23 protein-coding genes are annotated in these 26,943 nt (G+C 55.6%); 10 read left to right on the top strand and 13 right to left on the bottom strand.

Going from position 1 to position 26,943, the window contains the following annotated elements:
* The first annotated feature begins 19 nt into the window (after positions 1 to 19).
* The 6 genes from QY332_04370 to QY332_04345 all read left to right on the top strand — a co-directional run bounded on the left by QY332_04370 (position 20) and on the right by QY332_04345 (position 8,135).
* A complete protein-coding gene (locus tag QY332_04370; protein WKZ37160.1) occupies positions 20 to 400 on the top strand; it encodes a zinc ribbon domain-containing protein in 381 nt (126 codons plus the stop codon).
* A 219-nt stretch (positions 401 to 619) separates the two neighbouring features.
* Positions 620 to 1,618, top strand: coding sequence for a collagen-like protein (locus QY332_04365; protein ID WKZ37159.1), 999 nt, complete (start codon positions 620 to 622; stop codon positions 1,616 to 1,618).
* 377 nt (positions 1,619 to 1,995) lie between these two features.
* A complete protein-coding gene (locus tag QY332_04360; protein ID WKZ37158.1) occupies positions 1,996 to 4,134 on the top strand; it encodes a hypothetical protein in 2,139 nt (712 codons plus the stop codon).
* A gap of 184 nt (positions 4,135 to 4,318) precedes the next feature.
* Positions 4,319 to 5,503: an ammonia-forming cytochrome c nitrite reductase subunit c552 gene (locus tag QY332_04355; GenBank protein ID WKZ37157.1), complete on the top strand. Its 1,185-nt coding sequence runs from the start codon at positions 4,319 to 4,321 to the stop codon at positions 5,501 to 5,503.
* On the top strand, positions 5,500 to 6,351 hold the full coding sequence (locus QY332_04350; protein ID WKZ37156.1) for a cytochrome b/b6 domain-containing protein: 852 nt from the start codon (positions 5,500 to 5,502) through the stop codon (positions 6,349 to 6,351). Before QY332_04355 ends, QY332_04350 begins: the two co-directional genes overlap by 4 nt.
* A 92-nt stretch (positions 6,352 to 6,443) precedes the next feature.
* On the top strand, positions 6,444 to 8,135 hold the full coding sequence (locus QY332_04345) for a NapC/NirT family cytochrome c (protein ID WKZ37155.1): 1,692 nt from the start codon (positions 6,444 to 6,446) through the stop codon (positions 8,133 to 8,135).
* A gap of 78 nt (positions 8,136 to 8,213) precedes the next feature.
* Here the strand turns inward: QY332_04345 and nrfD are convergent, their stop codons facing one another.
* From nrfD to panB, 10 genes are all read right to left on the bottom strand, one after another.
* On the bottom strand, positions 8,214 to 9,476 hold the full coding sequence (gene nrfD, locus QY332_04340; protein ID WKZ37154.1) for a polysulfide reductase NrfD: 1,263 nt from the start codon (positions 9,474 to 9,476) through the stop codon (positions 8,214 to 8,216).
* 1 nt (position 9,477) lies between these two features.
* Entirely contained in the window at positions 9,478 to 10,263 is a 786-nt protein-coding gene (locus QY332_04335) for a 4Fe-4S dicluster domain-containing protein (GenBank protein WKZ37153.1), read from the bottom strand.
* On the bottom strand, positions 10,256 to 11,242 hold the full coding sequence (locus QY332_04330) for a cytochrome c3 family protein (GenBank protein ID WKZ37152.1): 987 nt from the start codon (positions 11,240 to 11,242) through the stop codon (positions 10,256 to 10,258). Before QY332_04330 ends, QY332_04335 begins: the two co-directional genes overlap by 8 nt.
* Positions 11,243 to 11,266: 24 nt before the next feature.
* The gene (locus QY332_04325; protein ID WKZ37151.1) at positions 11,267 to 11,611 is read right to left on the bottom strand and encodes a hypothetical protein; all 345 of its coding nucleotides are present in this window, start codon (positions 11,609 to 11,611) and stop codon (positions 11,267 to 11,269) included.
* A 7-nt stretch (positions 11,612 to 11,618) separates the two neighbouring features.
* A complete protein-coding gene (locus QY332_04320) occupies positions 11,619 to 11,741 on the bottom strand; it encodes a hypothetical protein (GenBank protein WKZ37150.1) in 123 nt (40 codons plus the stop codon).
* A gap of 232 nt (positions 11,742 to 11,973) precedes the next feature.
* Positions 11,974 to 12,624, bottom strand: coding sequence for a response regulator transcription factor (locus tag QY332_04315; protein WKZ37149.1), 651 nt, complete (start codon positions 12,622 to 12,624; stop codon positions 11,974 to 11,976).
* Positions 12,625 to 14,088 carry a sensor histidine kinase gene (locus QY332_04310; GenBank protein ID WKZ37148.1) on the bottom strand — a complete coding sequence of 488 codons (1,464 nt, stop codon included), beginning with the start codon at positions 14,086 to 14,088 and terminating at the stop codon, positions 12,625 to 12,627.
* Positions 14,089 to 14,139: 51 nt separating this feature from the next.
* Positions 14,140 to 15,042 (bottom strand): zinc ribbon domain-containing protein, encoded by a 903-nt coding sequence (locus tag QY332_04305; GenBank protein WKZ37147.1) that lies wholly within the window; start codon positions 15,040 to 15,042, stop codon positions 14,140 to 14,142.
* 114 nt (positions 15,043 to 15,156) lie between these two features.
* A complete protein-coding gene (locus tag QY332_04300; protein WKZ37146.1) occupies positions 15,157 to 16,053 on the bottom strand; it encodes a 2-dehydropantoate 2-reductase in 897 nt (298 codons plus the stop codon).
* 187 nt (positions 16,054 to 16,240) lie between these two features.
* The gene (gene panB, locus QY332_04295; protein WKZ37145.1) at positions 16,241 to 17,113 is read right to left on the bottom strand and encodes a 3-methyl-2-oxobutanoate hydroxymethyltransferase; all 873 of its coding nucleotides are present in this window, start codon (positions 17,111 to 17,113) and stop codon (positions 16,241 to 16,243) included.
* A gap of 208 nt (positions 17,114 to 17,321) precedes the next feature.
* On the opposite strand from panB, the gene QY332_04290 reads away from it, so the two are divergent.
* The gene (locus tag QY332_04290) at positions 17,322 to 17,543 is read left to right on the top strand and encodes a YtxH domain-containing protein (protein ID WKZ37144.1); all 222 of its coding nucleotides are present in this window, start codon (positions 17,322 to 17,324) and stop codon (positions 17,541 to 17,543) included.
* Here the strand turns inward: QY332_04290 and QY332_04285 are convergent.
* Positions 17,540 to 18,730: a glycosyltransferase family 4 protein gene (locus QY332_04285; protein ID WKZ37143.1), complete on the bottom strand. Its 1,191-nt coding sequence runs from the start codon at positions 18,728 to 18,730 to the stop codon at positions 17,540 to 17,542. The genes QY332_04290 and QY332_04285 overlap by 4 nt on opposite strands.
* 51 nt (positions 18,731 to 18,781) lie before the next feature.
* Between QY332_04285 and QY332_04280 the strand changes: the two genes are divergently transcribed.
* The 3 genes from QY332_04280 (at position 18,782) to QY332_04270 (ending at position 21,509) form a co-directional block, all read left to right on the top strand.
* Positions 18,782 to 19,156, top strand: coding sequence for a response regulator (locus QY332_04280; protein WKZ37142.1), 375 nt, complete (start codon positions 18,782 to 18,784; stop codon positions 19,154 to 19,156).
* A gap of 44 nt (positions 19,157 to 19,200) precedes the next feature.
* Positions 19,201 to 20,496 carry a UDP-glucose/GDP-mannose dehydrogenase family protein gene (locus QY332_04275; GenBank protein ID WKZ37141.1) on the top strand — a complete coding sequence of 432 codons (1,296 nt, stop codon included), beginning with the start codon at positions 19,201 to 19,203 and terminating at the stop codon, positions 20,494 to 20,496.
* A gap of 104 nt (positions 20,497 to 20,600) precedes the next feature.
* The gene (locus QY332_04270) at positions 20,601 to 21,509 is read left to right on the top strand and encodes a class I SAM-dependent methyltransferase (GenBank protein WKZ37140.1); all 909 of its coding nucleotides are present in this window, start codon (positions 20,601 to 20,603) and stop codon (positions 21,507 to 21,509) included.
* A 74-nt stretch (positions 21,510 to 21,583) separates the two neighbouring features.
* Here the strand turns inward: QY332_04270 and QY332_04265 are convergent, their stop codons facing one another.
* Together QY332_04265 and QY332_04260 are read right to left on the bottom strand one after the other, a co-directional pair.
* A complete protein-coding gene (locus QY332_04265) occupies positions 21,584 to 24,790 on the bottom strand; it encodes a substrate-binding domain-containing protein (GenBank protein ID WKZ37139.1) in 3,207 nt (1,068 codons plus the stop codon).
* Between the two features lie 94 nt (positions 24,791 to 24,884).
* The gene (locus tag QY332_04260; protein ID WKZ37138.1) at positions 24,885 to 26,882 is read right to left on the bottom strand and encodes an immune inhibitor A; all 1,998 of its coding nucleotides are present in this window, start codon (positions 26,880 to 26,882) and stop codon (positions 24,885 to 24,887) included.
* Positions 26,883 to 26,943: the final 61 nt, after the last annotated feature.

The following is a 26,943-nucleotide window of genomic DNA, read 5'->3' as shown; positions in this document are numbered from 1 at the left end:
ATTCGGTTAAAATAGGCCTATGCCCACCTATGACTTCCTTTGCAACGCCTGCGAAAAGCGCTTTGACGTGTTCATGACCTTCAGTGAATACGGCAACAAGCCCATCCATTGCGCATCCTGTGGGAGCAGCCAAGTCCGCCGCCGTATGACGAAAGTCCGCATCGCGAAAAGCGAAGAGAGCCGCCTCGAGTCCGTTGCAGGGGATTTCTCCGGCTTCGAGGGTATCAAGGATGACCCCAAAGCCCTCGGACAGATGATGCGGAAAATGAGCGGGGAAATGGGCGAAGACCTGCCGGCCGAATTTGACGAAGTGGTGGACAGGCTGGAAGCGGGTCAAAGCCCCGAAGAGATCGAATCCGTCCTGCCTGATCTGGGCCTGGACAGCTCATCTGATGTCTAATTTGTCCTAACAACTTTCCCCGTACCACTACAAACCTCATCCAGATTGTCGTGACTTTTGTCACGTATTTTCAGCCAAAATTAACTTGCCATTAATATTACAAATGCGTAGAATTCTGAGGTATTTGCTCGAATTACAAGAATACATAAGAAGGAGGTTCTCACAACATAAAGAAAAACACATCTTACGATTAATACTAACAAAAAGGAGAATGCAACAATGAATCTTAAGAAAATGCTTGTTTTAGTAGGCGTCTTGATCATCGCTGCGGTTGTTGTTACAGCCTGTGGCACACCCGGTCCTGTCGGTCCCGCCGGTCCTGTCGGTCCCGCCGGTCCTGTCGGCGAACCAATGAGCATCGCTGACCTGACCTGTACCGAATGCCACAACGACACAGCCCTTATCACGCGGCATAAAGCCAATTGGGAAACATCCGTCCACGGCACCGGTGAAGGGCTCGCCTATGCAGGCGAACGGCAAGCTTGCGCGGGCTGTCACGATGGCGCCGCTTTCAGCGAAATGATCGCAGCCGGCTTGAACTTCAGCCAGGTCGAGTCGGGCAATACTGCTCCGACCCACCAGGACTGCCGTACCTGCCATCAAATCCATACCACCTACACCGGCGAAGACTGGGCGCTCGAGACCAATGATCCTGTGACCTTGGTCACCAGCGGCGCGACCTTCGATGGCGGCGCGGGCAACCTGTGCGCCAACTGCCACCAAGCCCGTCGTTACCTGGGCAGCTTCGTGGATGCGAACGATGCCACCAAGTATGCAGCCACCGTCCGTTTCAACACCCACTACAGCGTTCAGGTTGATGTGCTGATGGGCCTTGGCGACTTCGGCGTGGAAGGCAAACCCGGCGCGCACTACTCCATGGTGGAGAACACCTGCGTGGGCTGCCACATGGGAGAGAATCAGGTCCACACCTTTGAAGCCCAGATCTCATCCTGCCAGTCCTGCCATGACGGCGCAGAAAACTTCGACGTTGGCGGCTACCTGACCGAATTCAACGCGAAATACGAGGAACTGGAAGCGGCTCTGCGCGCAAAAGGCATGATTGACGCAGAAGGAGCCACAGTTCCCGGCAGCTATGACGCAGGTCCCGCCCAGGCACTCTTCTTCTACAACCTGGTTCATGAAGATGGCAGCAATGGCATCCACAACCCGAACTACTTCAACGCCCTGATGGAAATGGCTCTCGAAGCACTGAAATAATCGGACGCCGTCCGCAAGGACAGCCTTTAAAGCAGTTGGGTAAGAAAAACGATGACGGGAAAGGCCCAAATCCCGTCATCGTTTTGTTTATTCATTGCGCCTGCAAGAATGGGAAGAAGGGTTCTTGATGTGCCTCAGAAATTTTTAATGGTGTATAATTTGTATTGACAAATCCCCGCCGATACACTAAAAAGTTAAATATACTTATTGTGACTTTTATCGTGCATTCCCAGCCTAAATTAACTTGTTATTAATAATCTATAAAGTTAGAATTTCGGTAAATTTTCTCATGTTACATCAGTGAACCTCCCAAAAAGAGGTTTCGCACCCATATATGTCTTCTATCGTTCTAACACGAAAAAAGGAGAAACTCACGAATGAATCTTAAGAAAATGTTTGTTTTATTCGGTGGATTGATCGTCTGCGGCGCAGTATTGATGGCGTGCGGCGGCGGAGCAGTCGCCGAGCCAGTTACCGAGACCGAAGTTCCCGCCGCAACCCTGCCGGAAATGCCCTATCTGGCGGAATGGCAGGGCTCCGCTCATGCCGATGTCGCCGGTCAACCCTTCCGTCATTGGGATGCGGAAGATCCCGCTGAGGTTCCCACCTCGTGCGCCAAGTGTCATTCCGCCGATGGCTACCGGGATTTCCTGGGCGTGGACGGCTCTGAAGCGGGCAAAGTGGACACCGCCGTACCCGCTACGAATGCCCAGGGTGTGACATGTGTGGCGTGCCACAATGCCGGTACCATTTCCAAGACCACTGTAAAGTTCCCCTCCGGTGTCGAAATCACCGCAGGGGATGATGTCCGCTGCATGGAATGCCATCAGGGACGCGAGTCCAAGGTCAGTGTGGATGCGCAGATTGAACGCTTCTCCATCACGGATATGGACGCAGTTGTCGCCCCCATCAAGGACGACCAGGGCAATGATGTCCGCTTTGGTTTCCGCAATGTTCACTACTACGCTGCCGCCGCAACACTCTATGGCGGCATGGTACAGGGCGGGTATCAATACGAAGGTCTGGTCTACGACTCCAAGAACGACCACGTCGAAGGCTATGACTCCTGCACTGGCTGTCATAACCCGCACACGCTCGAAGTCAAAGTCGAGCAGTGCGCGTTCTGCCATGAGGATGTCTCCACAGTGGAAGACCTCAAGAACGTCCGCATGGTCTCCTCTGCAAAAGACTACGATGGCGACGGCGATGTCTCTGAAGGCATGTATTATGAAATCGAAGGCTTACAAACTGCTCTGTATGCCGAGATCCAGACCTATGCCGCCGATGAAGCCGGCACCGGCATCGTCTACGACTCTGCCGCCTACCCCTACTGGTTCGCCGATGCTGATGGGGATGGCGTTGCTGATCAAAGCGCAAATGGTCCGGCAGGATACACCACCTGGACAGCCCGCCTGCTCAAAGCCGCCTACAACTACCAGGTCTCCCTCAAAGATCCCGGGGCGTTTGCCCATGGCAATAAATACATCGTCCAGCTGCTGCACGACTCGATCGCCGACCTCGGCGGCGATGTCAGCAGCATGGCGCGCGATGACGCCGGTCACTTTGCCGGTAATACCACCGCCTTCCGCTATTGGGATTTGAACAGCGACGGCGAGCCTGTTTACACCGTGCCGGGCACATGCGCGAAATGCCACAGCGCCTCGGGCCTGCCCCAATTCCTGAAAGAAGGCGCGAACCTGTCGAACCCGTCCTCCAATGGCTTTGCCTGCTCCACCTGCCATAACGAAGCCTCCTGGCCCGACCGCTATGTTGTCGCCAGCGTAACCTTCCCCAGCAGTGCTGTACTGAGCTTTGGCGGCAAGGATGCGGACGGTAACTACGTGGCGAATGAAGGCAACATGTGCCTCCTCTGCCATCAGGGACGCTCCTCCACACCCACGCTGAACCGCGCACTGGGCACCAAAGACCTCGACACCCCCGATCCAGGCATCCGCTTCAGCAACATCCATTATTTCGCCGCGGGAGCAACTCTCTTCGGTGCAGATGCGCAGGGTGCATACATGTACGATGACAAGGAGTATGTGGGGCAGAATATGCACGCCAGCGAGACCGGCAGACTGAACAAGTGCCAGGATTGTCACGACGTCCACGCGCTGGAACCCAAGCTCGAAGCCTGCCAATCCTGCCACGGCACGGCAGATCCAACTGCCATCCGCGAGAACGATGTAGATTATGATGGTGACGGTGATGTGACCGAAGGCGTCAAGGGCGAGATCGATACGCTCACGGAAGCCCTCTATGCCGAGATGCAGAAGTATGCCGAGGGCGCAGGCGGCGCGATCACCTATGACGCGCATGCCTTTCCCTACTTCTTCAATGCAGAAGGCAAGGGCTATGCAGCATGGACTCCCCGCCTGCTCAAAGCCGCCTTCAATTATCAATACGTTCTGAAGGACCCGGGCGCCTACACCCACAATCCCAAGTTCGTGATCCAGTTCCTGATCGACTCGATCCAGGATCTGGGCGGGAATGTAAGCATGTACACTCGCCCGTAAGCAATGCCCGCAACAAAAAGATGGCGGACTTTGTAAGTCCGCCATCTTTTTTGTTAATCACCCCGAAATAGTGATAATCAACACTTTTTCCCCATGACAGCCCCTTTTACAATATGGGGCATATACCCCATGACGTTATTTCATACTATAATACAGCAATTATTTTAAAGCTAAGGAGATTGTAATGCCCCAAAGGACACTGCCTCGCCTGCCCCGCACCTCGACCCTTCGGCTTCGCCCAAGGCAGGCCTTCATCCTGATCCTCGGATTTGGGCTTTTCGCCTTCGCCCTGACATCTCTCACAACGCCCGCCCAGGCCGCGCCCGTCCATCAGGACGACAAACCCTCCAATGATTTTTGTCTGGCCTGCCACCAACAGCAGGATATCACCAAAAAACTCGGGACAGAATTACTGGCCGTTACCATCAACCCCATCCAATTTGGGCGGTCCGTTCACGCGCAGGAAAACATCAACTGTGTGGACTGTCACACCGACATCAGCGACTATCCCCACCCATCCGTAAGGGAAAACAACATCCGTGCCTATTCACTGGCGCTCGCCGACACCTGCAAGGAATGTCACGAAGACAAATACGAAAGAATACAGGACAGCGTGCATCAGATCGCCTTCGATGCAGGCAACCAAAATGCCCCCATCTGCGCGGACTGTCATAACCCGCATACACAACCCCGCCTGATCGGGCAGGAAAGCGGACAACTAACCATCGCCGCCCGCAGGCTTGTCCCTGAAACCTGCGCCGAATGCCACTTGGAAAAGTATGAGCAGTACAAGGAAAGCGTCCACGGCAAAGCGCTGACCGAGGAAGGCAACGTGGACGTCCCCACCTGCACCGACTGTCATGGCGTGCATGATATCCATGATCCCACCACAGCCTCCTTCCATAACAGCACGCCCGGTCTATGCGCCCAGTGCCATGCAAACGCCGAGATCATGGATAAATACGGCATTTCCACAAACGTGATCAACTCTTATGTCGCAGATTTCCACGGCACGACGGTAAAGCTCTTCGAGGAACAATTCCCCGACCAGCCCACCAACAAAGCCGTCTGCACCGACTGTCACGGCGTGCATGACATCGTAAAAACAAGCGACCCCGCAGCGGGCATCGCCATGCAGGAGAACCTGCTCGTTCAATGCCAGCGCTGTCACCCCGGCGCCTCTGCAAACTTCCCCGCCGCATGGATGAGCCACTACGAGCCCAGTCCTGAACATTACCCCATCGTCTATTATGTCAACCTCTTCTATAAGTTCTTCATCCCCACCGTTCTGGGCGGCATGATCTTTTTTGTCCTGACCGATATTTACAGGCGCATCGTCAACCGCATGAAAGGAAAGAAACCCGCATGAACAAAGTAACCCAAGCCTACCTGCGCTTCCCGCTTGTGCGCCGCATCGAACACTGGCTGATGATGCTCTCCTTCACCATCCTCGGCACCACAGGGCTCCCGCAGCGATTTCCGGATGCCGCTCTCTCCCGCGCCATCCTCAACGGAATGGGCGGTATTGAAACCCTGCGCGAGATCCACCACATTGCCGCCATCGTGATGATGCTCGGCACCGCCTGGCATATCCTCGTCATGGGCTACAGCGTTTTCGTCTTGCGCGACCAGATGTCCATGCTGCCCACGTTGCAGGACGCCAGGGACGGTATTCAAGCCCTGCTCTACAATATCGGCTTTGTAAAGACCTACCCGCAAATGGGCCGCTACACCTTCGAAGAAAAGATGGAATACTGGGCATTCGTCTGGGGGGCCATTATCATGGGGCTCACAGGCTTCATCATGTGGAATCCCATTACTGCGACGACCTTCCTGCCCGGCGAATTCGTCCCTGCCGCAAAAGCCGCGCATGGCGGTGAGGCCGTGCTGGCTGTGCTTGCCATCATCATCTGGCACATGTATGGCGTGCACATCAAACGCTTCAACAAAGCCATGTTCAACGGCAAAATGACCGAAGAGGAAATGCTTCATGAACACCCTCTTGAACTGGCGGATATCAAAGCCGGTATCACGGACCGACGTCCCGACGCTGCGACCCTGCGCAAACGGCAGATGATCTACTATCCCATCGCCGCAGCCCTGACCCTGGGCATGCTGGCTGGAATCTACGGCTTTGTCAACGCTGAAGTAACCTCCGTGACCACGGTTCAGCCTATTACAGAATCCGCTCCGCAGGAATCTGGAACCACACCATAGTTAATCGAAATGGATGCACCGGGAAATTTAGCGCATCCATTTTTTAAGACAGTTCTTCGAAAAAACATCAACTGCACAAGCCGGAGGGCATCATGAAATTTCGAGAACGATTGAGAAGGTTTTTCTTCCCCGCGCCGGATTCCCCGCGCTGGATTCTTCTGCTGCCATACATCACCTTGATCGTTGCTGGGTTTGCCATCCTGTTTGGCGGGATTCATACATGGGAATACACCAACTCGAACCAGTTCTGCGGCGCGGTCTGCCATACCATGCCCCCGCAAAGCGTGGTGTTCCAGGAATCGCCTCATTCCAACGTCACCTGCGAGGAATGCCATATCGGGCGCGCTTCATTCTTCGATCAGGCAATGCGAAAGACGCAGGGCATCAAGGAATCCTACTATCAGATATTCAATCTGTATGAATTTCCGATCCGCGCCAAGGTGTTGCGCCCATCCGTGGAAACCTGCGAAAAATGCCACCGCCCCGAAACCTTTTCGGATGACAGCCTGCGCCTGATCCATCGCTTTGGAGACGACCGCCTGAATACCGCCTCCACCACCTACATCATCATGAAGACAGGCGGGGGCGATGCCCGCACCGGGGAAGCGCGCGGCATCCACTGGCACATCGCAAATAAAGTCATGTACTATTCCAGCGACGAACTCAACCAGGATATCCCTTATGTGCGCGTTTATAACGACGATGGCACATATACGGAATACACCGACGTCGAATCGGGTTTTGATCCCGCCGGCCTGGACGAAAACCAGCTCAAACCAATGGACTGCATTACCTGTCATAACCGTGTGACCCATGAGTTCATGTTCCCGGCTGATGCCGTTGACCTGTCGATGTCGCGCGGTCTGATCGACCCATCCATCCCCTTAATTCACGTAAAGGCTGTGACGGCTCTCAGCGCAGCCTACGCAACGCATGAGGATGCAGTGAAGGCCATAGCGTCCATCGAAGATGACTATAGCAGGAACCTGTTCGATTACTACAGCCAGAACGGCCAAAAGATACAACAGGCCGTGAAAGAGATCCAGGCCATCTATGACCGCACCGTATTCCACGACCAAAAAATAGACCCGACGACCCATCCCAACCACCTTGGTCATATGAATGAGCCGGGGTGTTTCCGCTGTCATGGCGGCACGCATCTCAACGCGGAGAAGGAAGCGATCCGCCTTGAATGCAACCTGTGCCACTCCATCCCGATTGTGGCTGGTTCGCAGGATTTTCTGATCAACATCGAGATCAGCCGCGGACCCGAACCAGAGTCCCATTTCAACCCAAATTGGATCAACCTCCACAACCAGGCGCTTGGTCCCTCATGCTCCAACTGTCATGGCGTAAGCGACCCCGGCGGAACGAGCAACACATCCTTCTGCTCGAACAGCGCCTGTCATGGGAATGTGTACACCTTTGCCGGATTTGACGCCCCGGCCCTGCGCGAGATATTGAAAGCGCAGCTCCCCCCGCCCGAGCCTGCCCTTGAAGTCCCAACCCTGAGCGACGACCCGACATTTGACAACTATATCGGTGTGCTCTTTGCAATCAGCTGTACGGGGTGTCACACGGAAGGGGACAGCGCCCCGGAAGGCTTGGACCTTTCGTCGTATGAGGCATCCATGCAAGGCGGGGACAACGGCGCGGTGATTCTGCCCGGCAATGCCGATGACAGCCTGCTGATACAGGTTCAATCCGATGACCACTTTAACACGTTCACCTCGGAGGAATTGGAGATCGTCAAACAGTGGATCAATCTGGGTGCACCCAGATAAAAAAGTGTCCTGGAATAAAAAGAGACACCCCGGAAAACTCAAGGGTGTCTTTTTTTATTCAGGCAATGGTATTTGAAATCAAATACGCACTGTATCGGTTGCCTGTACAGACACAGTCTCATGCACCTCGCTAGTAATGCGATGGTCGACCACACGCAGGTATTTCACGCCGAGCGAGAATGCCAGCAGACCGTAGGCAATGATGCCCATGCCGGTCACCCATTCCACTAGGGACGGGGTGTAACTGGCATAGGAGACCGTCGCCTGACCGGGCAGGTAGGAGATGACCGCCAGCAGGCCGACAATGTTCGTGTTGAAGCGGAAGGCGACCACACCACCGACGATCATCGCCAGCCCAAGCATGCGCCAGAAGGGGGATAGCCGCGTGGGCCGATAGAGCAGGAGGAAGGTCGGAAGAAGCGTGCCGACGATCATCTCGCCGAACCAGAAATTGAAGGAGAGAGTCCCCTTGGTGAGCAGTTCAAAAGCTTCCGTTCTGCCGGGCTCGTAGGTGTAGGTCTGGGCAAGCCAGTCCCAGAAGCGGAAGTAAAGGTAGCCGATCATCAGGTAGCCGAGGAATTGCGCCACGCGCTCGATCAACCCGTCGTTGATCTTCGCCTTGGGAGTTAGCCGTGCCGAGAGCATCGACGCCAGCAGGGTGAGGGCAATGCCACCCACGATGGCAGAGAACATGAAGAGCACCGCCATTTCGGGCTTGTACCAGATCGGGCGCGCCTTGATGACGCCGTAGACCGCACCCAGGGAGGATTGGTGCAGACTGGAGAGCCCCAGACCGACAATGGCAAGGAAGGGCGCATAGTTATGGACGTGTTCCATCTTCTCCGTCAATTTTGGGAAGCGTTTTTTCAACCACTCGAAGGAGGCGAAGATGGGCATGGTTTCGAGGACGAGGACAGTCAGGTAGAGCATGATGCACATGGTCACTTCCCAAAGCAGGGAATGGGTGTTCCAGTACACCAGCGCCTTCCAGAAGCGGTCCGGGCGGCCGATGTCGAGGATCAAGGCCAGCATCGCCATGGTGTAGCCAATGAGACCGACAAAGGTGGCGGTGCGGGCAATGGGCGCATAGCGTTTGAGACCGAAGAGGTACACGCCCGCGCACAGACTGAACGCACCCGCGCTGACCGCAATGGCAGAGAGGTCAATCGTGATCCACAAGCCCCAGGGGACACGGTCTGTCAGATTCGTGATCGAGAGCCCCTTCCAGAACACGGTGAGACCTCCAATGAGTGCGCCGAACAGGATCACGGCGAGAAAGGCAAGCCACAAGCCCCAGGGAGTGCGGACGGTCTTGATAATGGTTTGGATGATGGTTTTCATGTCAACCCTCCAAGGTTACATCGCGGACAGGCACCACGCCGACGGGCAGGTAGTATACACGACAGCCCGTGCCCAGGTTCTCGCGCAGGCGGTAGGATGGATATTTCTTCAACAACTGGCTGACTTGTGAGTTCGGGTCGTTCAGGTCGCCAAAGGTGCGGGCGCCGGTTGGACAGGCCACACAACAGGCCGGGGTGGCGGCAGGGTCCTCACCGGGGGTAAGACCAAGCGAGAGGCCGCGATCGATGCGCTGGTAGCAGAAGGAGCATTTCTCCGGCACACCACGTGGGCGGCGTTCCACTTCCGGGGTACCCCATTCCGGCACAGCGGGGTTGTCGCCATCGAAGTTTTCCCAATTGAAGGTTCGCGCCTCATACGGGCAGGCGATCTGGCAGTATCGGCAGCCGATGCACTTGTCATAGTCCATCATCACGATTCCGTCATCACGGTAATAGGATGCGCCGACCATGCAGACCTCCACACAGGGGGCTTTTTCGCAGTGCATACAGGGACGCGGCAGGTAGGTCATCTTGCCGTCCACTTCCCCGGCTTCCAACACCTTGTTCCACTCGATGTCAGGGTTGACATTATTGCGAGCCTGGCAGGCAAGCGTGCAATGGTTGCAGCCGATACAGTTGGACTGGTCAATGATCATTGCCCATTGATGTTCCCCCTTCGCGCCTTCAGAGGCTTCCACCTGGGTGATGGCACGCGTCCCTGCGGCAACGGCAGCGCCGACTGCGGCGAGTTTGATAAAGTCTCGGCGGCTGACAGTCTGGTTACTCATTTTCATCCTCCTCGGTATGCTGACGTTTTACTTCGCGGCGATAGAACTTTTCCAGCCAGGGTGCAAGCACAATCCCGCCCGCCAGGCCTAAAAGTCCGGCAAGCCCGGCATATCCCATCGGGCTGACAGGGGTCGGCTCGGGAGTCACTGCGGTTGCCACTAGAACATTTACTGGAACATCCGCGTTGGCAACAACACTCGTCTCACCCGTGCTGGCCGCTTCTGCCGAGGCGTGCATCTGTTCGGAATGACAGGTGTTGCATGAGTTCAAACTCGCCTTGAAGGAATGATCGGGAACGGTATGCGGCTGGTATTCCGCCTGCTGCAGATGATCCACGTGGCAGTTGATGCAGGAAACACCCTGCTGATGGTGCTTTGTATATGGGAATTCCATGCTCGCTTCCCGATGGCAGGAAATGCACAATTGGGAGGCATCCTGAAACCCGTTGCCGTCACGCGCCACTGTAAATTTCAAGGATGCGCTGTGGGCATCATGGCAGGTGGTGCATTCCATCCCGCGGGCATAGTGCGTGCTGCCCTCCCATTCTCCCCATCCAAAGCGGGTGTCGCTGTGGCAGCGGCCGCATAATTCCGGGCTGTCATCTGTCGTAATCGTTGTTTTTGGGTGATCACCGCCTTCGTCCACATGGCACGCGGAACAACTGACGCCATCCGCCTCCCATGTAGCGGTCGCAGGGTCAAACCCAGTTGCATGGCAGACGAGACACGCACCGGGCTTTCCCTGCTTCTCCCAATCCATGAGAAATGCCGAGCTTGTGCCGGATTGACCATGGGGGCCGCTCATCCATTGTGTCTGAAAATCGGTATGGCATTCGGCGCAGGCATCATCATTTTGACCGGCGGGTTCCCGAACCGGCGGGTTCACCCCTTCCTGCGCATCCGCCACCATCAAAGTCACCCCCGCAAACACCAGGGCAAAGATCAGGGCAATTACAATTCGATTCAACCAAGAGGACATGTTGGCATCTCCTTATTAAATGATTTATATGTGGACGTGTCGACGGGAGACAGGCACAGGTGCATCACGGAACACATCGCAATCGAGACATTCCTCGCGCAGGTGCCCATTGGGTAGGCGGCAGGTTTGCCAGCAGGGGCGTTCCCCTTTTGCCAGGCGTAATTTGATCTCGCTGTTTGGAAGCCCCTCTTCCTTCCAGCAGTGAGCCTGCCCGTTTAGCAACAGTTTCTTTTCCCTAGCGGCTTCCGCCTGCCAGCGCGCATCCAGTCTGTGAAGCACCATAACCACAAGCGCAGTCAAAGTCAGCGGCACGATCAGGCGAAGCACTGTACCAACCAAAACTACGAGTATTGAGGTAAGCGTATCCATGGTTTCCTCACGATTTCAGCCAGTAATTGACATGGCGACGGCGAACCCATTCACCAGCCAGCAGGAGCAAACCGAACGGCACCACCAGGCGAACCAGGAAGAGCAACAAAATGATCTCAGAACCGTTCATGACAATCTCTCCTTTCTTTATCCTGCCCCCACTATACGGCTTCCTTAAAATAAAGTAAATTCGGGACGCTCCCCATCTTTGACGATGGACTCACGCATCTTTCCCCGCCCAAACCTGCGGACTTCACCCCATGCATTTCCCATGCCCGTGGGGCATTCGCCCCATGCCGCAAAAAAGGAGGCTCCCGCTTTCAGCGGGAGCCTCCTTTTAAATTCAGAAAATCCTCGGAAAATTACGCCTTAATGATCCCCTTGCGGATCGCATAACGCACCAATTCAGAGCGCGAATGCAGGTTCAACTTGCGCATGATATTCTCGCGGTGACGCTCCACTGTCTTCGGGCTGATGACCAGCACCGCTGCAATCTCATCGTTGCTCTCACCCTCTGCAAGATGGGTCAGCACTTCGCGCTCACGATCCGTCAGCCCGTCAAGGTTTATCTTTTCCTCAGCCATGCGTTCCGTGTTGAAAAAATCACGCACCAGCAATTTCGCGAGCGATGGATACAAATACACCTCCCCGATCGCCGCCGCCTTGATCGCTGTGATCAATTCCTCCGGCGCGGCGCGCTTGGGAACATATCCCGATGCGCCCGCATCCAGCATCTGGAAGAAATATTCCTCGTCCTCGTGAATGGTCAACGCCACGATGTTCACATCCGGAAATTTAGCCTTTATTTCGCGCGTGGCTTCAATGCCGGTTTTATCGGGCAGACCAATGTCCATCAAAATAACATCGGGCTGGATGCGCTCTGTCTCCGCCAATGCCTCCGCAGCAGAACCGGCCTCCCCAACGATTTCCATTTCACTGTGCCCGCCCAACAGCATTTTCAAACCCGAACGCACAACCGCATGATCATCCACCAACAACAAGCGGATCGTCATTTAAGCCTCTTCCTTCCTGATCACATGATATGGGATCGCCGCTTCGACCTCGCTTCCATACTCAGGTCGCGAGTGGATCTCCACAGTCCCACCCAGCAGGGCAGCACGTTCTGCCATTCCCGCCAGCCCCAGCGAGCCTCGTCCAATGCGGTTTTTGACAGCCTCCATGTCGAATCCGATCCCATTATCCCTCACCAGAATATAGGCGTTTTTTTCCCTATATTCCAGGCTGACACTGGCGCTGCTGGCCTGTGAATGTTTGATAATGTTATTCAATGCTTCCTGAATGATGCGGAAGATGGCGATCTTCACCGTTTCATCGAGCGCATGTTCCTCGCCCGAAATATCCACTTTGATGTTCAGGTGCGTCAACTCCTGCAGCCGGCTCGCATACCATCTTAACGTGGCGGATAAACCCAGGTCGTCGAGATGGGCAGGCCTGAGGTCCGAGATGATGCGTTGTAATTCCCGCAGGGAGTCGGAGGTCAGAACCTGTAACTGATGCAGGGTGTCACGTTGTCCGCGCTTGTACTTCAATTCATTGGCAAGCCCGCGCAAGCCCATGCCGATTGCCGTGAGCGATTGACCGGTTTCGTCGTGCAGGTCGCGCGCAATGCGTTGTCTTTCGGCTTCCTGGGCGGCGACCACCCTGCGAAACAACTCAGCGCGCAGATTCTCGCGCTCGCGCGCCTCATGCAAACGCGCCTCTTGCAGCTCTGCGATCTTATGGTCGCTTTCCACCTGAAAGGCACGCAAAAAACGAATAACGAATATAGAAGCAAAAATGGCGCTGACCGCCCGCAGCAGCTGGACGGGAAAGCCAAAACTGTCGAAAAACAACTCGGAATTCAGGAAGGTGGATGGGGGCAGTTTGCTCGGCGCGGTAAATACCTGCCCGACCAGACTGTACCAGCCAAAGGCAACCGAAGCCCATAAACTATCGCGCCCAAAACTGACCAGACCCGCGCGGCGGAAGGCGCGCTGCTGCACCACAAGCCCGGCGGCGGCCAGCAGGCCTGCAGGGATGGCAATGGAGTAACGCGTCCACACATCGGCAATGATGTAAATATCTTCAAGTACATACGTGCTTTTAAAGCTCAGCAAACCATACACCCAGACAGCTTCCAGCCCAAGCGGGATGATAAGGCTCACCCGCCACGTGGATTCGCTCCCCAACACGAGATAGGATCCGAACGCGGCCAGCGACAGGAAGGAAAATGCCAGAAGCGACAGCGCGAGCATGGGATACACGGCAGCGAACAGATCGCCAAAGTGCCCCATGACCCTGAACATCTCCAGCCACTCATGCGCTGCATGGACAAACCCAAAGGCTGCCAGCGGGCGCAATGCCATCCTTAAACGCGCATCTGTCGAACGTCCGCCTTCCATTGCCACCAGCAGACCCATGCTGAAAAATGAAAGGCCGTAAAAGAAGTAGATGCCAATGAAAAGTGACTGATTCATAAATGTTCGTCAGCAGGTCCAAAGGTTTACTGAAACCTTTGGACCTGCTTATTATTCTTCCTGATTCCTCAGCCGCGCACCGCATATGCGGCAGAAATGGTCACCGGGTTTTGCCCTCATGCCGCACTGCGGACAATACGAATCCCCACCCGCATCTTCGTTCTTCGCCTCAACATGCGTCCTGCGCCTCGTCCTTTTGGATGGCGCGCGCCCCGCCTGCCAGTAGTACACAATGCCGCCCACGATCATCACAACGCCCAATCCGCCAATCAGGTAGGGCAGGGAGTTATTGAGCGAGACGCGTCCCAATGTGTTTTCATCCACCGGTGCAGCGGGTTGAAGTCCCTGCGGTGGTGCAGAGAGCATGTCCGTCGTCTTTTCGTATTGCAGGTTTAAGGCGAATTGTTCGCCGCCGGCAAGTTTTACGAGACCGCTATCGTAATATTTCCCGCCGCTCTCCACGGCAACAGATGCATGGGCGGGAGTCATCGACAGGGAAACAACATCCCTGGGTTCCAGCACAAGGACATGGAACTCATCGACCGCATACGCTCCGTCCCATAAGTAGGAAAAGATGCGCTGGTTTCCATTCAGCGTGAGCGGTTGATAATATTCAAACCGATACATGGTATTGACGGTGAGCGTCATGGTAAAAACCTGCCACTCACCATCCCGCCCAACCCCGCTGAAGGCGGAATTCATAAAATTGCCGCTGCCCGCATGAGATGCCACCGCAATCAGGTTCGCATCCGGCGGGATGCGGAAGGTCAGATCCACAGGTAGGGCAGTATCTGCAGCGGGCAGAAAATCCACGATCACCAGCATGCTGGGCTGGTCATATTCAGGCCACAACTGCACCGTCATGCTGGAAATGGTCACATTACTTTGTGCAGATGCGAGGGATGGGAACACAAACACAACCCAAAGTATCAATGACAGGAACAACTTGCGCATGGATGCCTCCAAACGATAAAGATTGCTTTATCTTACCATGCGGTTTTTAGGATGGGCATAGATGAAATCACGAACTGTTGTGGATAAATGTCACCCTTTTTATCTGCAAGTCATTTACAGCGCACTTACCAGCTGCCAGCACGCGCGGTTGTACGGTGTGGGAATCCCATGTTTTGCGCCGCGTTTCGTCACCGCACCGCAGATCGCATCGATCTCGGTCGGGGCGCCACGCCGCACATCCTGGAACATGGAGGAATGATTCACCGCTGTCCTGCGCGCCACATCCTCCGCCGCCGAAACGGGATTGCTGAACGGCAGCTGCACACGCTCCGCCCTCGCCACCTGTGCCGCCTCATTCGCCAGCGCAGACATCACCCTGCGTGCCGGGGGACGCGACAACAACTCGCCGTTCGGGATGCGCAGCAAGGCTGTCAAAGGATTGATCGCCGCGTTGATGACCAGTTTGCCCCACACGAGCGACTGTGCATCATCCACGATCTGCAAATTAAAATTGGAGGAACGCAGCGCCTCCTCAAGCGGACCGAGCGCCTGATTCTGCTCCAATGAAATGAGGCCTTCACCGCCGACTTTTACCAGTCCCGGTCCCAGCAGGGTGGCGCCAGTGGTGGTAATGCCGAGGGCGACCCGCGCAGTTCCAAGGTCCCGTATGAGCGTTTCGCGGTTGCCGAGTCCATTTTGAAGAGTCAGTGCAAGTCCATCGTCTGCGAGCGACTCTTTTAATTGACGCGCTGCGCGCTCGGTCTGCCACGATTTGACCAGCACCAGCGCATACTTCGAACCGCTCACTTCGCGCGGATCATCCGTGGCATGGACTTTGTATGCGTGTTCATTACCCTGTGAGTCCACGATACGCGCACCGTTTTCCTGAAGCGCTTTCAATCCATTCCTCCAGGTGCCGAGCATGGACACGGAATAACCCGCTTCGCCCAAACGCGCGGCGAAAAGTGTGGCTAATGCACCGCTGCCGACAAGAAGAATATCGTTTTTCATTTTATATACCTTTATACCCAGCGCGGTCACAAATTTCGCTTTTTTAGAAACGGGAGAGCGCAATTTGTGACCGTGGGCATTATATATGTCATTGCTAGGAGGATGCGTTTCGCCCGAAACAATCTCCAATTTTGCGCGAGAGCGATTCACCGCAAAGAACAAGAGCGCGGTTCGCAATGACACGGATTTATTTTATAAACTCTGCCCATTCTTCATCCGTCATTTCAACCGTGTGTTCAACGGCAGGGAAGCGTTTGCTCTCGACGTCGTCGATGTACTCGGTGAAGGCCTTGTTCATCCCGGCATGGAAGTTTGCATACTGCCTGACGAACTTCGGTGTGAAACGGTCGAACAGACCCAGCAGGTCATGCGTGACCAGCACCTGCCCGTCACAACCCAGGCCCGCGCCAATGCCGATGGTTGGGATCGAAATTTGTTTGGAGATGGCTTCCGCCAGCCGCGCAGGCACAGACTCAAGCACAAGGCTGAAGGCGCCTGCCTCTTCGAGGATCTTCGCATCCTCCAGCAATCGTTTTGCCGCGGAAGCGGTTTTGCCCTGCGCGCGGAATCCGCCAAGTTGATGCACCGACTGAGGCGTGAGGCCGAGATGACCCATCACGGGAATGCCTGTTCCCACTATCGCACGGACGGCATCCGCCCGTTCACGTCCGCCTTCGAGTTTGACCGCGTCCATGCCGCCCTGCTGCAAAAAACGGCCTGCATTACGGACAGCCTCCTCAATCGAAACCTGATACGACATGAACGGCATGTCGCCCACAAGCAATGCGGATTTCGCCCCGCGGGCAACGGCGCGCGAGTGATGCAGCATTTCCTCCATGGTGACGGGCAGGGTGTTTTCATAGCCCAGCACCACCATCGCGAGCGAATCGCCCACCAGGATGGAATCAATACCCGCCCTGTCCATCGCCATCGCGGTGGGATAGTCATAGGCAGTCAGCATGGTGATCGCCTCGCCGCGTTCCTTCTTCCGGCGGAACGTGAGAGTTGTCACCTTTTTACGCTGTGACGTGCTGGTTGAAACTGGCATTACAGTTGACATGGTACCCTCCGATAAAGGTAGAGTCCGCGTTGCGCGCCGGCACCCCTGGATGTGCGCGCGATTTCGGGTTGGCAGGATATAACGCCGTCACGTTCGGTTGGATACGTGCGGCATCCACATTATTCCATATTTTTGTCTTTTCGCCTATAATAAATTTGTCAGAACTTTGTCTCAGAAACTATCATATTTCCTTCAAGGAGAGACACCCATGCGAAGAATGTTTGGCTTTTTGATCGGGGTTTTTGCCGGCGGGTTGGTCGGCGGTGTATTGGCCTTGCTGCTGGCGCCTGTATCCGGTGAAAACCTGCGCGCCCAGCTCCGCGACCGCGGACAGGGCTTTGTCAACGAAATCCGTCACTCGGCTGATTCGCGCCGCATCGAACTGCGCAGCCGGCTCGATTCATTGAGGGCGCCCAGGGAGGAATTCTAACCGCGCATTACGGCCTCATAAAACTCCACCACCCTCCGCATATTCACCTCATAATCCGCCTTCGCGGAGATTATGTGCGTATTAAGACCTGCCGCCTCCCGCCGCAGGTCCTCCCTTTCGAGGCCCAGCAGGATCGCATCCGCAATGGACTGCGGGTCGGCGGGGTTGACCAGCAAGCCGTTCTGCCCGTGCGTGATCCATTCGCGGATCGATTCCAGGTTCCCCGCGATCGGGAAACAGCCGCAGGCCATCGCCTCGATCAATGAATTCGGCGTGCCGTCATGGACGCTCGGCGAAACCACGATCTGTGCGCCGCGAAAATACTCCCCCATCCTTTCATGCGGCACGGACGGCAGCAGTTCCACTGCGCCTTCGATCTTAAACTCCCGAATCCATTGCAGCGCCTGCGCCTCGCCCTGCATGGAGGCACACAGGAATTTCGCATCTGCGCGCTTTTGCAAGACAAGCGGGATCGCCCTGAAAAACGAATCGTTGCGGACGTACGGACGCACCCCGCGCGGATTGATGATGACCGGTTTCTTCGCAGGCTCATCAGGCGGATAAAACACATCGCTTCGGATGCCGCCGTTACCTGGCACGACCAATGTGGCTTTCCCCCCGCTGAGACCCCATTCCCGCGCAAGGCGGACATCGCGTTCCACGTCCGCGTGCAGGGCGTGGACCCTGCCCAGCGTCAGGCGCGTGTAGCGCCTCATCAACGGCGTGGACGGGGCGTGCAGGGTAAAGTCGTTGCCCCAGATGGAAATGATGAATTTTGGTGGTTGAGCGGAGCGGGTGCTTTTCCCGCTCGTATCGAAGCCGCTTTTCCAGGCCGCCGCCGTCAACATGCCTTCATACGGCACGCGCATGGCATGGACGATATCCGGTTGAACCTCCTGAATCAATGCCCGTAATTTTTTCGCGGAGTGGGGAATGGTCAGGGGGCCGGCCCATTGCCTGAAGAGGGTACGCAGGCCGAGGGTACGTGAGGAGGCGGAGGCGGGGCGTGAAGTCTGCTTTTTTGCGGCGCTGAAGGCAACCGGGGTGAATTCCAGGCGCTTGACGGGAAGATCCATTTCACATGGAAAGGTGGATGCGATGAAAACCTCGTCGCCGCGTTCCACGAAATAACGGATCCAGTTTTGGGAGATGGGGGAACGGGCGTCCGTTACGAAAAGCAGTCGCATCTCATGATTATACTCATTGCCCGCATTTAAGAGACGTAGTATATTTAAGGGATGAGCAAGGGACGCGTCCTCGTGGTCGAAGACAATATGGATACGTACGAGCTTGTGCGTTTCATCCTTGAGACGAACGGGTTTGAGACCTTCCTGGCGGTCAACGGACGCGACGGGGTCCATGCAGCAAACAGGCAGCTGCCGGACCTGATCATCATGGATCTCGCCATGCCGGAAATGGACGGCTGGACGGCAACACACCTGATCAAAAGGGATGCCCAAACCTCCTCGATCCCATTGATCACCCTTACGGCACATGCCCTGCCCATGGACCGCCAGCGTGCCATGGATGCTGGGTGCGATGAATTCATTACAAAACCCATGGACTTGATCGAGCTTGTGGAATCTGTGGAATACTGGGTCGGCAGGCGTTAATCCCGTGGTATGGTTCGAAAATCTTTTCAGTCAAGAGGAAAAATATGAAGCAAATTTGTGTCGTCGGCGTTGGATATGTCGGCCTGGTAACGGCCGCGTGCTTTGCCGATCTCGGCAACCGCGTCAGCGCGCTGGATGTGAATGAAGAACGCGTGGAGAATCTCAAAAAGGGCATCATGCCCATTTACGAACCGGGGCTGGATGAACTGGTCAAGCGCAATATGAATGCGGGACGGATCACATTCACGACCTCCTACAAGGAAGCCCTGAAGAATGCGGAATACGCCTTCATCGCAGTCGGCACCCCGGCGGGCGGAAACGGCGAAGCGGATCTGCAGTACGTCGCCGCCGCGGCAACCTCCATTGCGGAGAATATGACCGCGCCGCTCGTCATCATCAACAAGTCCACGGTTCCGATCGGGACCGGCGACTGGGTGGCGGACATTGTGAAGGGAGCCCAGCCCAAACAGATCGACTTCTCAGTGGTCTCCTGCCCCGAATTTTTACGCGAGGGATCCGCCATCGGCGACTTTATGAATCCGCACCGCACCGTCATCGGCTCATTGGACAGGGAGGCTGCGAACAAGGTGGCGCATTTGCATCTGCCGCTGCGCGCGCCGATTGTCATCACCGATCTGCGCACCGCAGAGATGATCAAGTATGCCAGCAATGCCTTCCTTGCCACGAAGATCTCCTTCATCAACGAACTCGCGGACCTGTGCGAACTCGTCGGCGCGGACGTGAAGGAGGTCGCGGCAGGCATGGGCTACGACGCGCGCATCGGACGTCACTTTTTGGATGCGGGCCTCGGCTGGGGCGGATCGTGCTTCCCCAAGGATGTGGAGGCGCTGGCTTTCATGGCCAAGGAGAAGGGATTGAATCCGCGCATCCTGAATGATGTGATGGAAGTCAATTATGACCGCCGCAAAGCCGCAGTTAAGACCTTGGAGAAAATGCTCGGCGGTAGTTTGAAGGGCAAAACCATCGGTTTGCTTGGGCTGGCGTTCAAGCCCAACACCGACGACATGCGCGACGCACCCTCCATTGACATAGCCGAGGCGCTGGTCAAGGGCGGCGCAAAAGTCCGCGCCTATGACCCGGTGGCGATGGAAGTCGCCCGTCCCATTTTGCCTGCCGTGGAGATGTTTGATGAGCCGTACAAAATGGCAAAGGATTGCGACGCGCTGATGGTCGTTACAGAATGGAACGAGTTCAAGCAGCTGGATCTTGAAAAAGTAAAAGGGTTGCTCAAGTCCCCGCTTGTTTATGACGGGCGTAATATTTACGACCCTGCCATCATGAAGGATATGGGCTTTACGTATCGCGCCATTGGCAGATAATCGCGCAGTTCGAGGACCGTGCAGTTCAATAGTCGGGTAGCCGCAGGCTAGTCGACTATTTGATTATTTGACCAAAAACAAAAAAAACACTACACTACCAGACCATGACCAATCCCCCCGTTTGTGATTACGAAGGCTCCGATTATCAGCAGTCCTTTTGGGAGCAGGGCGGGCGCGAATACGAAGACCGCGCAGAAGCCATCGCATTGAAAAGGATGCTCCCAAAAAATGGAAAGCTCATGCTCGAACTCGGCGCAGGCGCGGGACGCAACACGCCGCGCTATGCGGGCTTTGAGCGCATCGTCCTTTTGGATTATTCGACCACACAGCTGGCGCAGGCACAGCACAGGCTGGGACGTTCCGATAATTACATCTATGTCGCAGCAGATGTCTACCGCCTCCCCTTTCCGGACCATGTATTTGATTCCGCCACGATGATCCGCGTCCTGCACCACATGGCGGACGCACCGAAGGCATTGAGTCAGATCCGCAATGTGGTACAGCCGGGTGCCGTTTTCATCCTTGAATTTGCGAACAAATTAAACCTCAAGTCCATTCTGCGCTACTGGTTCGGAAAACAGGATTGGAGTCCGTTCACACTCGAGCCCGTGGAATTCGTGGACCTGAATTTCGACTTTCACCCAAAAGCCATTCGCGGCTGGTTGGGCGGACTTGGCTTTTCCATCGAGAAAACCCTTACCGTTTCCCATTTCCGCCTCGGTGTGTTAAAACGATGTTTCCCCGCCAAACTGCTCGCGGCACTGGACGGTCTCTTCCAGCCGACAGGCGCATACTTTCAATTCACGCCCAGCGTTTTTGTGAAGGCAAAGGCGGGCGGAGAAAACCAAGCGTGCGAATTTCCCCTCGATGTGATCGGCTTGTTCAAATGCCCGGATTGCGGGAGTGGAAAGTTACAGGAAAAAATCGATCACCTGCTTTGTCCCTCCTGCACTGCCCGCTGGGCCGTCCATGACGGCATTTATGATTTCCGCGAAAAAATGAAAGCGGAGTAAAAATCGGCAGGATAGTTGTTTATGAGGGATAAGGTTTCAAACCGTATTGGGAACGGGAAATGACGGCAACTTAATTACTTCACCAGCGGCAGGCGGATAAAAAAGGTGCTTCCCGTAAAATTCTCTTCATCATGTCCAGCGCTCTCCACCCAGATCCTGCCCTTTAGTGCCTTTACGATCCCGGATGCGATTGCCAGGCCAAGCCCTGCGCCGCCGCCCTTGTAATTGGTGCGGCTGGAGGAGTGCAGTTCCACCTTGCCCAATTGATATAACTTCTCAAAAATTATCGTATGATGCTCGGGGTCAATGCCGATGCCGCTGTCCTGTACGCGGATCTCCGCCATTTTCCCCCCATGTTCATCCTCCACAACAACGGCGGAGATGGTGATCGAGCCGCCATCCGGCGTGAATTTGATGGCATTGACAATGACGTGGTCGAGCGCCTTCTTCAGCAGTTCCGTGTCCGCCAACAGCGGGGGGATCTCCTTGATGGCCTCATCCAGTGTAAAGGTCAGGCTGCGAGCCGCGAGGTCGTCCACATAATCCTTGTGGATCAGCCGCAGGATCAGCCCCAGATTTACCGCCTCCACCTGCGGGCTGACAACCTGGCTGTCGAGCCGGGCAACGTCCAGCATGCTGTTCACGATCTGGTGCAAACGGTTCGTGCCCTGCAGCACCCCTTCGATAGCTTGCGAGATCGCCGGGTTGTTTTGAATGACCTCATCCGCGCGCAGCATACCGAGATACCCTTTGATCACGGTCAGCGGGGTGCGCAGCTCATGCGCGGCGACCTGGATGAATGCGGATTTGTTCTTGTCATGTTCTGCAAGCGTGGCATAGGCGATGTTCAATTCCTTCACACGCTCAGTGACAATGCGCTCCATCACCTGGTTCATGCCGGTCACCTCGTCATACAAACGCGCATTCTCCAGCGCAACGGTTGCCTGCATGGCAAAGGTGGTCACCATCAGTCCGTCATCCTCGCTGAAGGATTGTTTCGCGCGGCTCAACACGAGCAGGCCGACCACATTATCCTTTGCATACAAGGGCACGCCCAGCCAGGAACGGTCACCCGGAAGCCAATTGGGCTGCGCCCAGCCTTCCGCCGCATTCACGTCGCCGATGAGCAGAGTCTCCCCCCGGCCCGCAACGGTCTCATAAAAATCTGCGCCCTGGATCTGTAGCTGGAATTCTTCAACCGGCGCATCCGCCGGCATCCCGCGATGTGCACGGATATGCGGCGTGCCGTTGACATCCTCCATGAACAAAATACCGCGCTCATAAGGCAGGACCTGCAGCAACTGCTCGAGGATCTGCTGGGGGAGTTTCTCGATGGTGGTCAACGACGATAATTGACGCGAGGAACGCGCCAGCGCCTCCGCGCCGCGCCGCCGGTCCTGCTCGAACTCAAACAACTTTGCGTTTTGTGCTGCGGCTTTTTCCGCCACATCCCGCGCGCGGGCAAGTTCCACAGCCCGTTCACGCGCCTCTTTCAAGAGACGTTCCACCTCCTTTTGAGCCTGTTCGCGCTGCTGCACGAGCATGGTGCGCAGGAGCGCACTGGAGAGCAGGTTCTTCAAGCGGACATAGATATCCCAATCGGCGGGTCCCATCTCCACCCACATGAAGCCGAAGCGGTTGCTTGCCAAAGCCAGCGGCATGACCACGGCATCGTACCGATGATCCTGCGGAGTCTTCCCACGCGGCACCAATCGTCCCGTGGCAAGCGTGGATTTCTCCCGCGGGATCTGGAATTTGTTCTGGTCGTATTGCAATAACAAGCGGTAGTTTTCAGGCGGCGGGGAGGAGATCGAGCCGGGCGCGCTGAGGTCGCTGTAGAACATGACATACCAGCGTTCCAGCCCCATCAATGGGAAATGCCTTGAGATCGCAGCGCCAATGCCCTCCAGGGTCATGGCGGGCGCCATGGAAAAACTGAAGCTGCTCAGGGCTTCCTCCTTCTGCTCAAATTGCAGACGGCGGTATGCCTGCGCCCGTTGGGACAATTCCCCGACCAGCATGCGCGCCTGCTGGAAAAGATTCTCAGCCCGCAGCATGACGGCATGGTCCGTAATGCCGCCAAGCGCATATTTCCTGAACGTGGAGATGACGTTATCCCAGGTGGTGAAATCATATCCATTCCCTTGCAGCACCTCCACCATCGTCTGCACCATCTTCAGGAATGCGTCGCTTTTATCCGTCTCGCGCAGGCTTGCCAGGAAGACATCCCACGTGCGGCCGAATACATCAATATACTGCGCCCTTGCAGGAGCGCCCTCCTGGATGCCGGCCGCCCCGAATAACGCGCGGATGGCGGCATCGCGTTTGTTCTCCAGCCGGCTGGTATGCGCCACCTCCTTTGTAAGCACGATCGCTTTCTGGATGCTCTCCGGCAAACATCCGCAGGACCAGCGCACGACCAAATTCACCGGCAGGATGTTGACATCCTCCACATGCTCCCCATTCATGCGTTTCAACAGCGCATCAAAGGTTAATTTTCCGGCTTCATAAAAGGACTGATGCACCGTCGTCAACGGCACGCCCATGGATTGCGACTCGGCCACATCGTCAAAGCCGGTCAGGGCAATGTCATCCGGCACATGGATGCCGCGCTGCTGCAGAGCCTCCATCACGCCGAAAGCCATGCGATCATTGGACGAAGCTATGGCCTGCACGCGGATTCCGCGTTCATCCAGCAGGGTGCGGATTGCGGCACGTCCACTTTCCGGGGTGAACTCACCTTCCACCACAAGGTTCTCATCAAAGCGGATGTTATGTGCCTTCAATTCCTGCTTATATGCATTAAAGCGCAGGTCCGCCTCCAATTGACCGCGAATCCCGCGCAGGAACGCAATTTGTTTGTATCCATGGGCCTCGATCAAATGACGGATCACCGCGCGCATGCCGCCCTCATTATCCGAAATGAACGAAGTTACGCCCTCCACTGGAATTGCAAAGGATGCAATCGGCACAGGCGCAAAGATACTGCAAAATGTTTTGATATCGCCAAGTGACGTTCCGTGGGCAAGGTCTGCAGAAAGCAGCACCCCGTCAAATTTACCCGGCGTGATCAAGTCATACAATCCATAGGAACGTCCCCCTTGTGCAGGCGCGGCAAGTTCCACCGGCTTACCACCCACAAAAAAAACCGCATTCACATCATGGGTTTTGGCGGAATCAAGCACACCCGCCATGAATTCGGCGCCCCAAATACGGGACAACTGTGCGCCAAGTACGGCGATCGTCCTTCGTTCACCTGCGGGTTTTTTGGATGCTGTCATTCTATGATGATGGGATTATACGTCATGAAGGAAAAAACAGCATGAAAATAATTAGAAAATGTCCCGCAAAACACTGCGGGACATTCCACTGCCTTTATCGAATCTCGACCTGATAGGATGCGAGTTCACGCGTGAAGCGGGTCGTGCCGGAGACGGCCAGATACGCCTTTTCACCGGATGTCAACGAAAGCGAGATCTCGGCGGTCTGGTCTTCGTCGAGCGGGACCATGGTGACGCTTGAATCAGCTGTCAGGATGAGAGCCAGCCCGAAGGTCTGCGGAAGAACGTTCTGGACGCGCACGAATCCCTGCGCCTGCCAGCCTCCCTCATCCGCTTCAAAATCCGAGCTGTAGCCTGCCGCCTGCACCTGGACATCATCCAGCAAAAAGCCCTCGCCATTGACGGCGGCATCGGTGATGTATTCAAAGCGGATGAAGATGTTTTTACCGGCATAACTTGAAAGGTCTATCTTCTCTTCGATCCAGCCATTTGTGGCGCCGGTGTACCCCCAGCCATAGGAATTGCCGGAAGGGTTCGTGCCGGTGCCGGATGGCGTGGTGATGATCTCCCAGGTCTCGCCGTCTTCGGAGACTTCCAAATAAAGGTAATCCCAATCGGTTTCAATATCGTACCAGGTGCGGTATGACAACTCAATGGGAGCACTGACATTCGTAAAATCGAACTCGCGCGTCAGGGTCATGTTCGATTCATCGCCCTTGTTCGACCAGAATGCATACTCACCGGAGTACGGGTCGGCGGGCAATAATTTGGTAATGGTGGACCCTGTGAATGAAAGGGTGTACTCGCCCGCGCATTCGATGCCAATATAATCCGCACCGTATTGATGGACGGTGCGCGCAAGGGGCGCCTGCGGGCAGGCATAGATGCTTTCAGTGGCCGAGGCACGATGTGCGCCGGGATAATTATCATAAATATAGCGTCCGTCACCCACGGATCTATCGAGTACGAAGTTGGTCACCACCCAATCCATGAAGAAATCATCGGCAGTGATGGGTTCTCCCGTGAGCGGATCAGTGGCGGCGCTCTCACGCAGAACATCGTCCACACTCTCCAACCCATTGGCAGGGTCCCGTACGAGCGCTTTTGTCGCATCTTCTCCGAAGCGGTTGAGGAAATAGTTCATGAACAGGAAGCCCGCACCGTAATGCGGCGTGGTTGCATTTTGATCGTTGGGCCAGTCGTTCAATTGCAGGTCCGGATCATTGATGTACAGCCAGTCGAAGCCGCCGGGGTCATATCCGTTCAGAAACGCGGCAAGTTCAGAAGACCCTTCATTCAACCACGAAGTTTCATTGGCGTCCAAATTCCAATGGATCATATGTTGGAATTCGTGTGCCAGGACGCCGTACGTAAAGTTGTCGCCCAGCGCGGTATTGTCCGCATTGAAAAGGAACATCTCATGGCCGTTCGAATACTCCTGGATCAGCGGGTGGACAGAGTCCGCTGAAGAGAAGTATCCCGCGATCGAGAAACCCAACCCGCGGGCATACAGGATGTAAATATGCTCATCGCCGTCGATGCCGGGCGACCATTCACTGCCGAAGAATTCGCGGTTGGTGGGGTAGATCTTGTTCTCGAATTCATCCACCAGCGCCTTCATTTCGTTTTCGTTATATTGAACCCCGTCCTGCACCCAGAAATAAACATGCGGAGTGATATACCGCAGGGTGGCTTGAACTTCGTTGTTCACGTTCGTATCCAGGTTATGCACCCAGAAGGGCTTCGTATCTCCCACGGAGCGCGGAGCGGCGGAGGTTGCCATCACCTCGGGGATGTCACATAATCCTTTCAGGCGGCAGGCCAGTTCCCTTGGGTCGTTCGACGGGACAATGGTGTTCTGCAATGTCTGCAGGGTTTCGTTGGAGACCGAATCCACAGGCGGGCGGGTGATCTCAGGCTCAGCCGTGGGCGTGCCCCCGTCTGTAAAAACAGGAAAATCTGTGAATTCGGACGTCTGCTGAAACGCGTAATAGGCATAGCCAGCCATCCCCGCCACCAGCACACAGATACAGCATACCAGTGCCGCGATCCCGATCCCTATTGCAGTCATGCTTGATTTATTTTCTGTCATGGTTTCCTCTGGCATTAAAAGATTGCCCCATGATACCGCGCATCCGTGAAAAGCGGAGTAG

Source organism: Anaerolineales bacterium (genome assembly GCA_030583885.1).
In the GTDB taxonomy this organism is placed as follows: Bacteria; Chloroflexota; Anaerolineae; order Anaerolineales; family Villigracilaceae; genus Villigracilis.
Note: the sequence above shows the minus strand (reverse complement) of the source record. Positions and strands in the feature narration are given on the sequence as shown.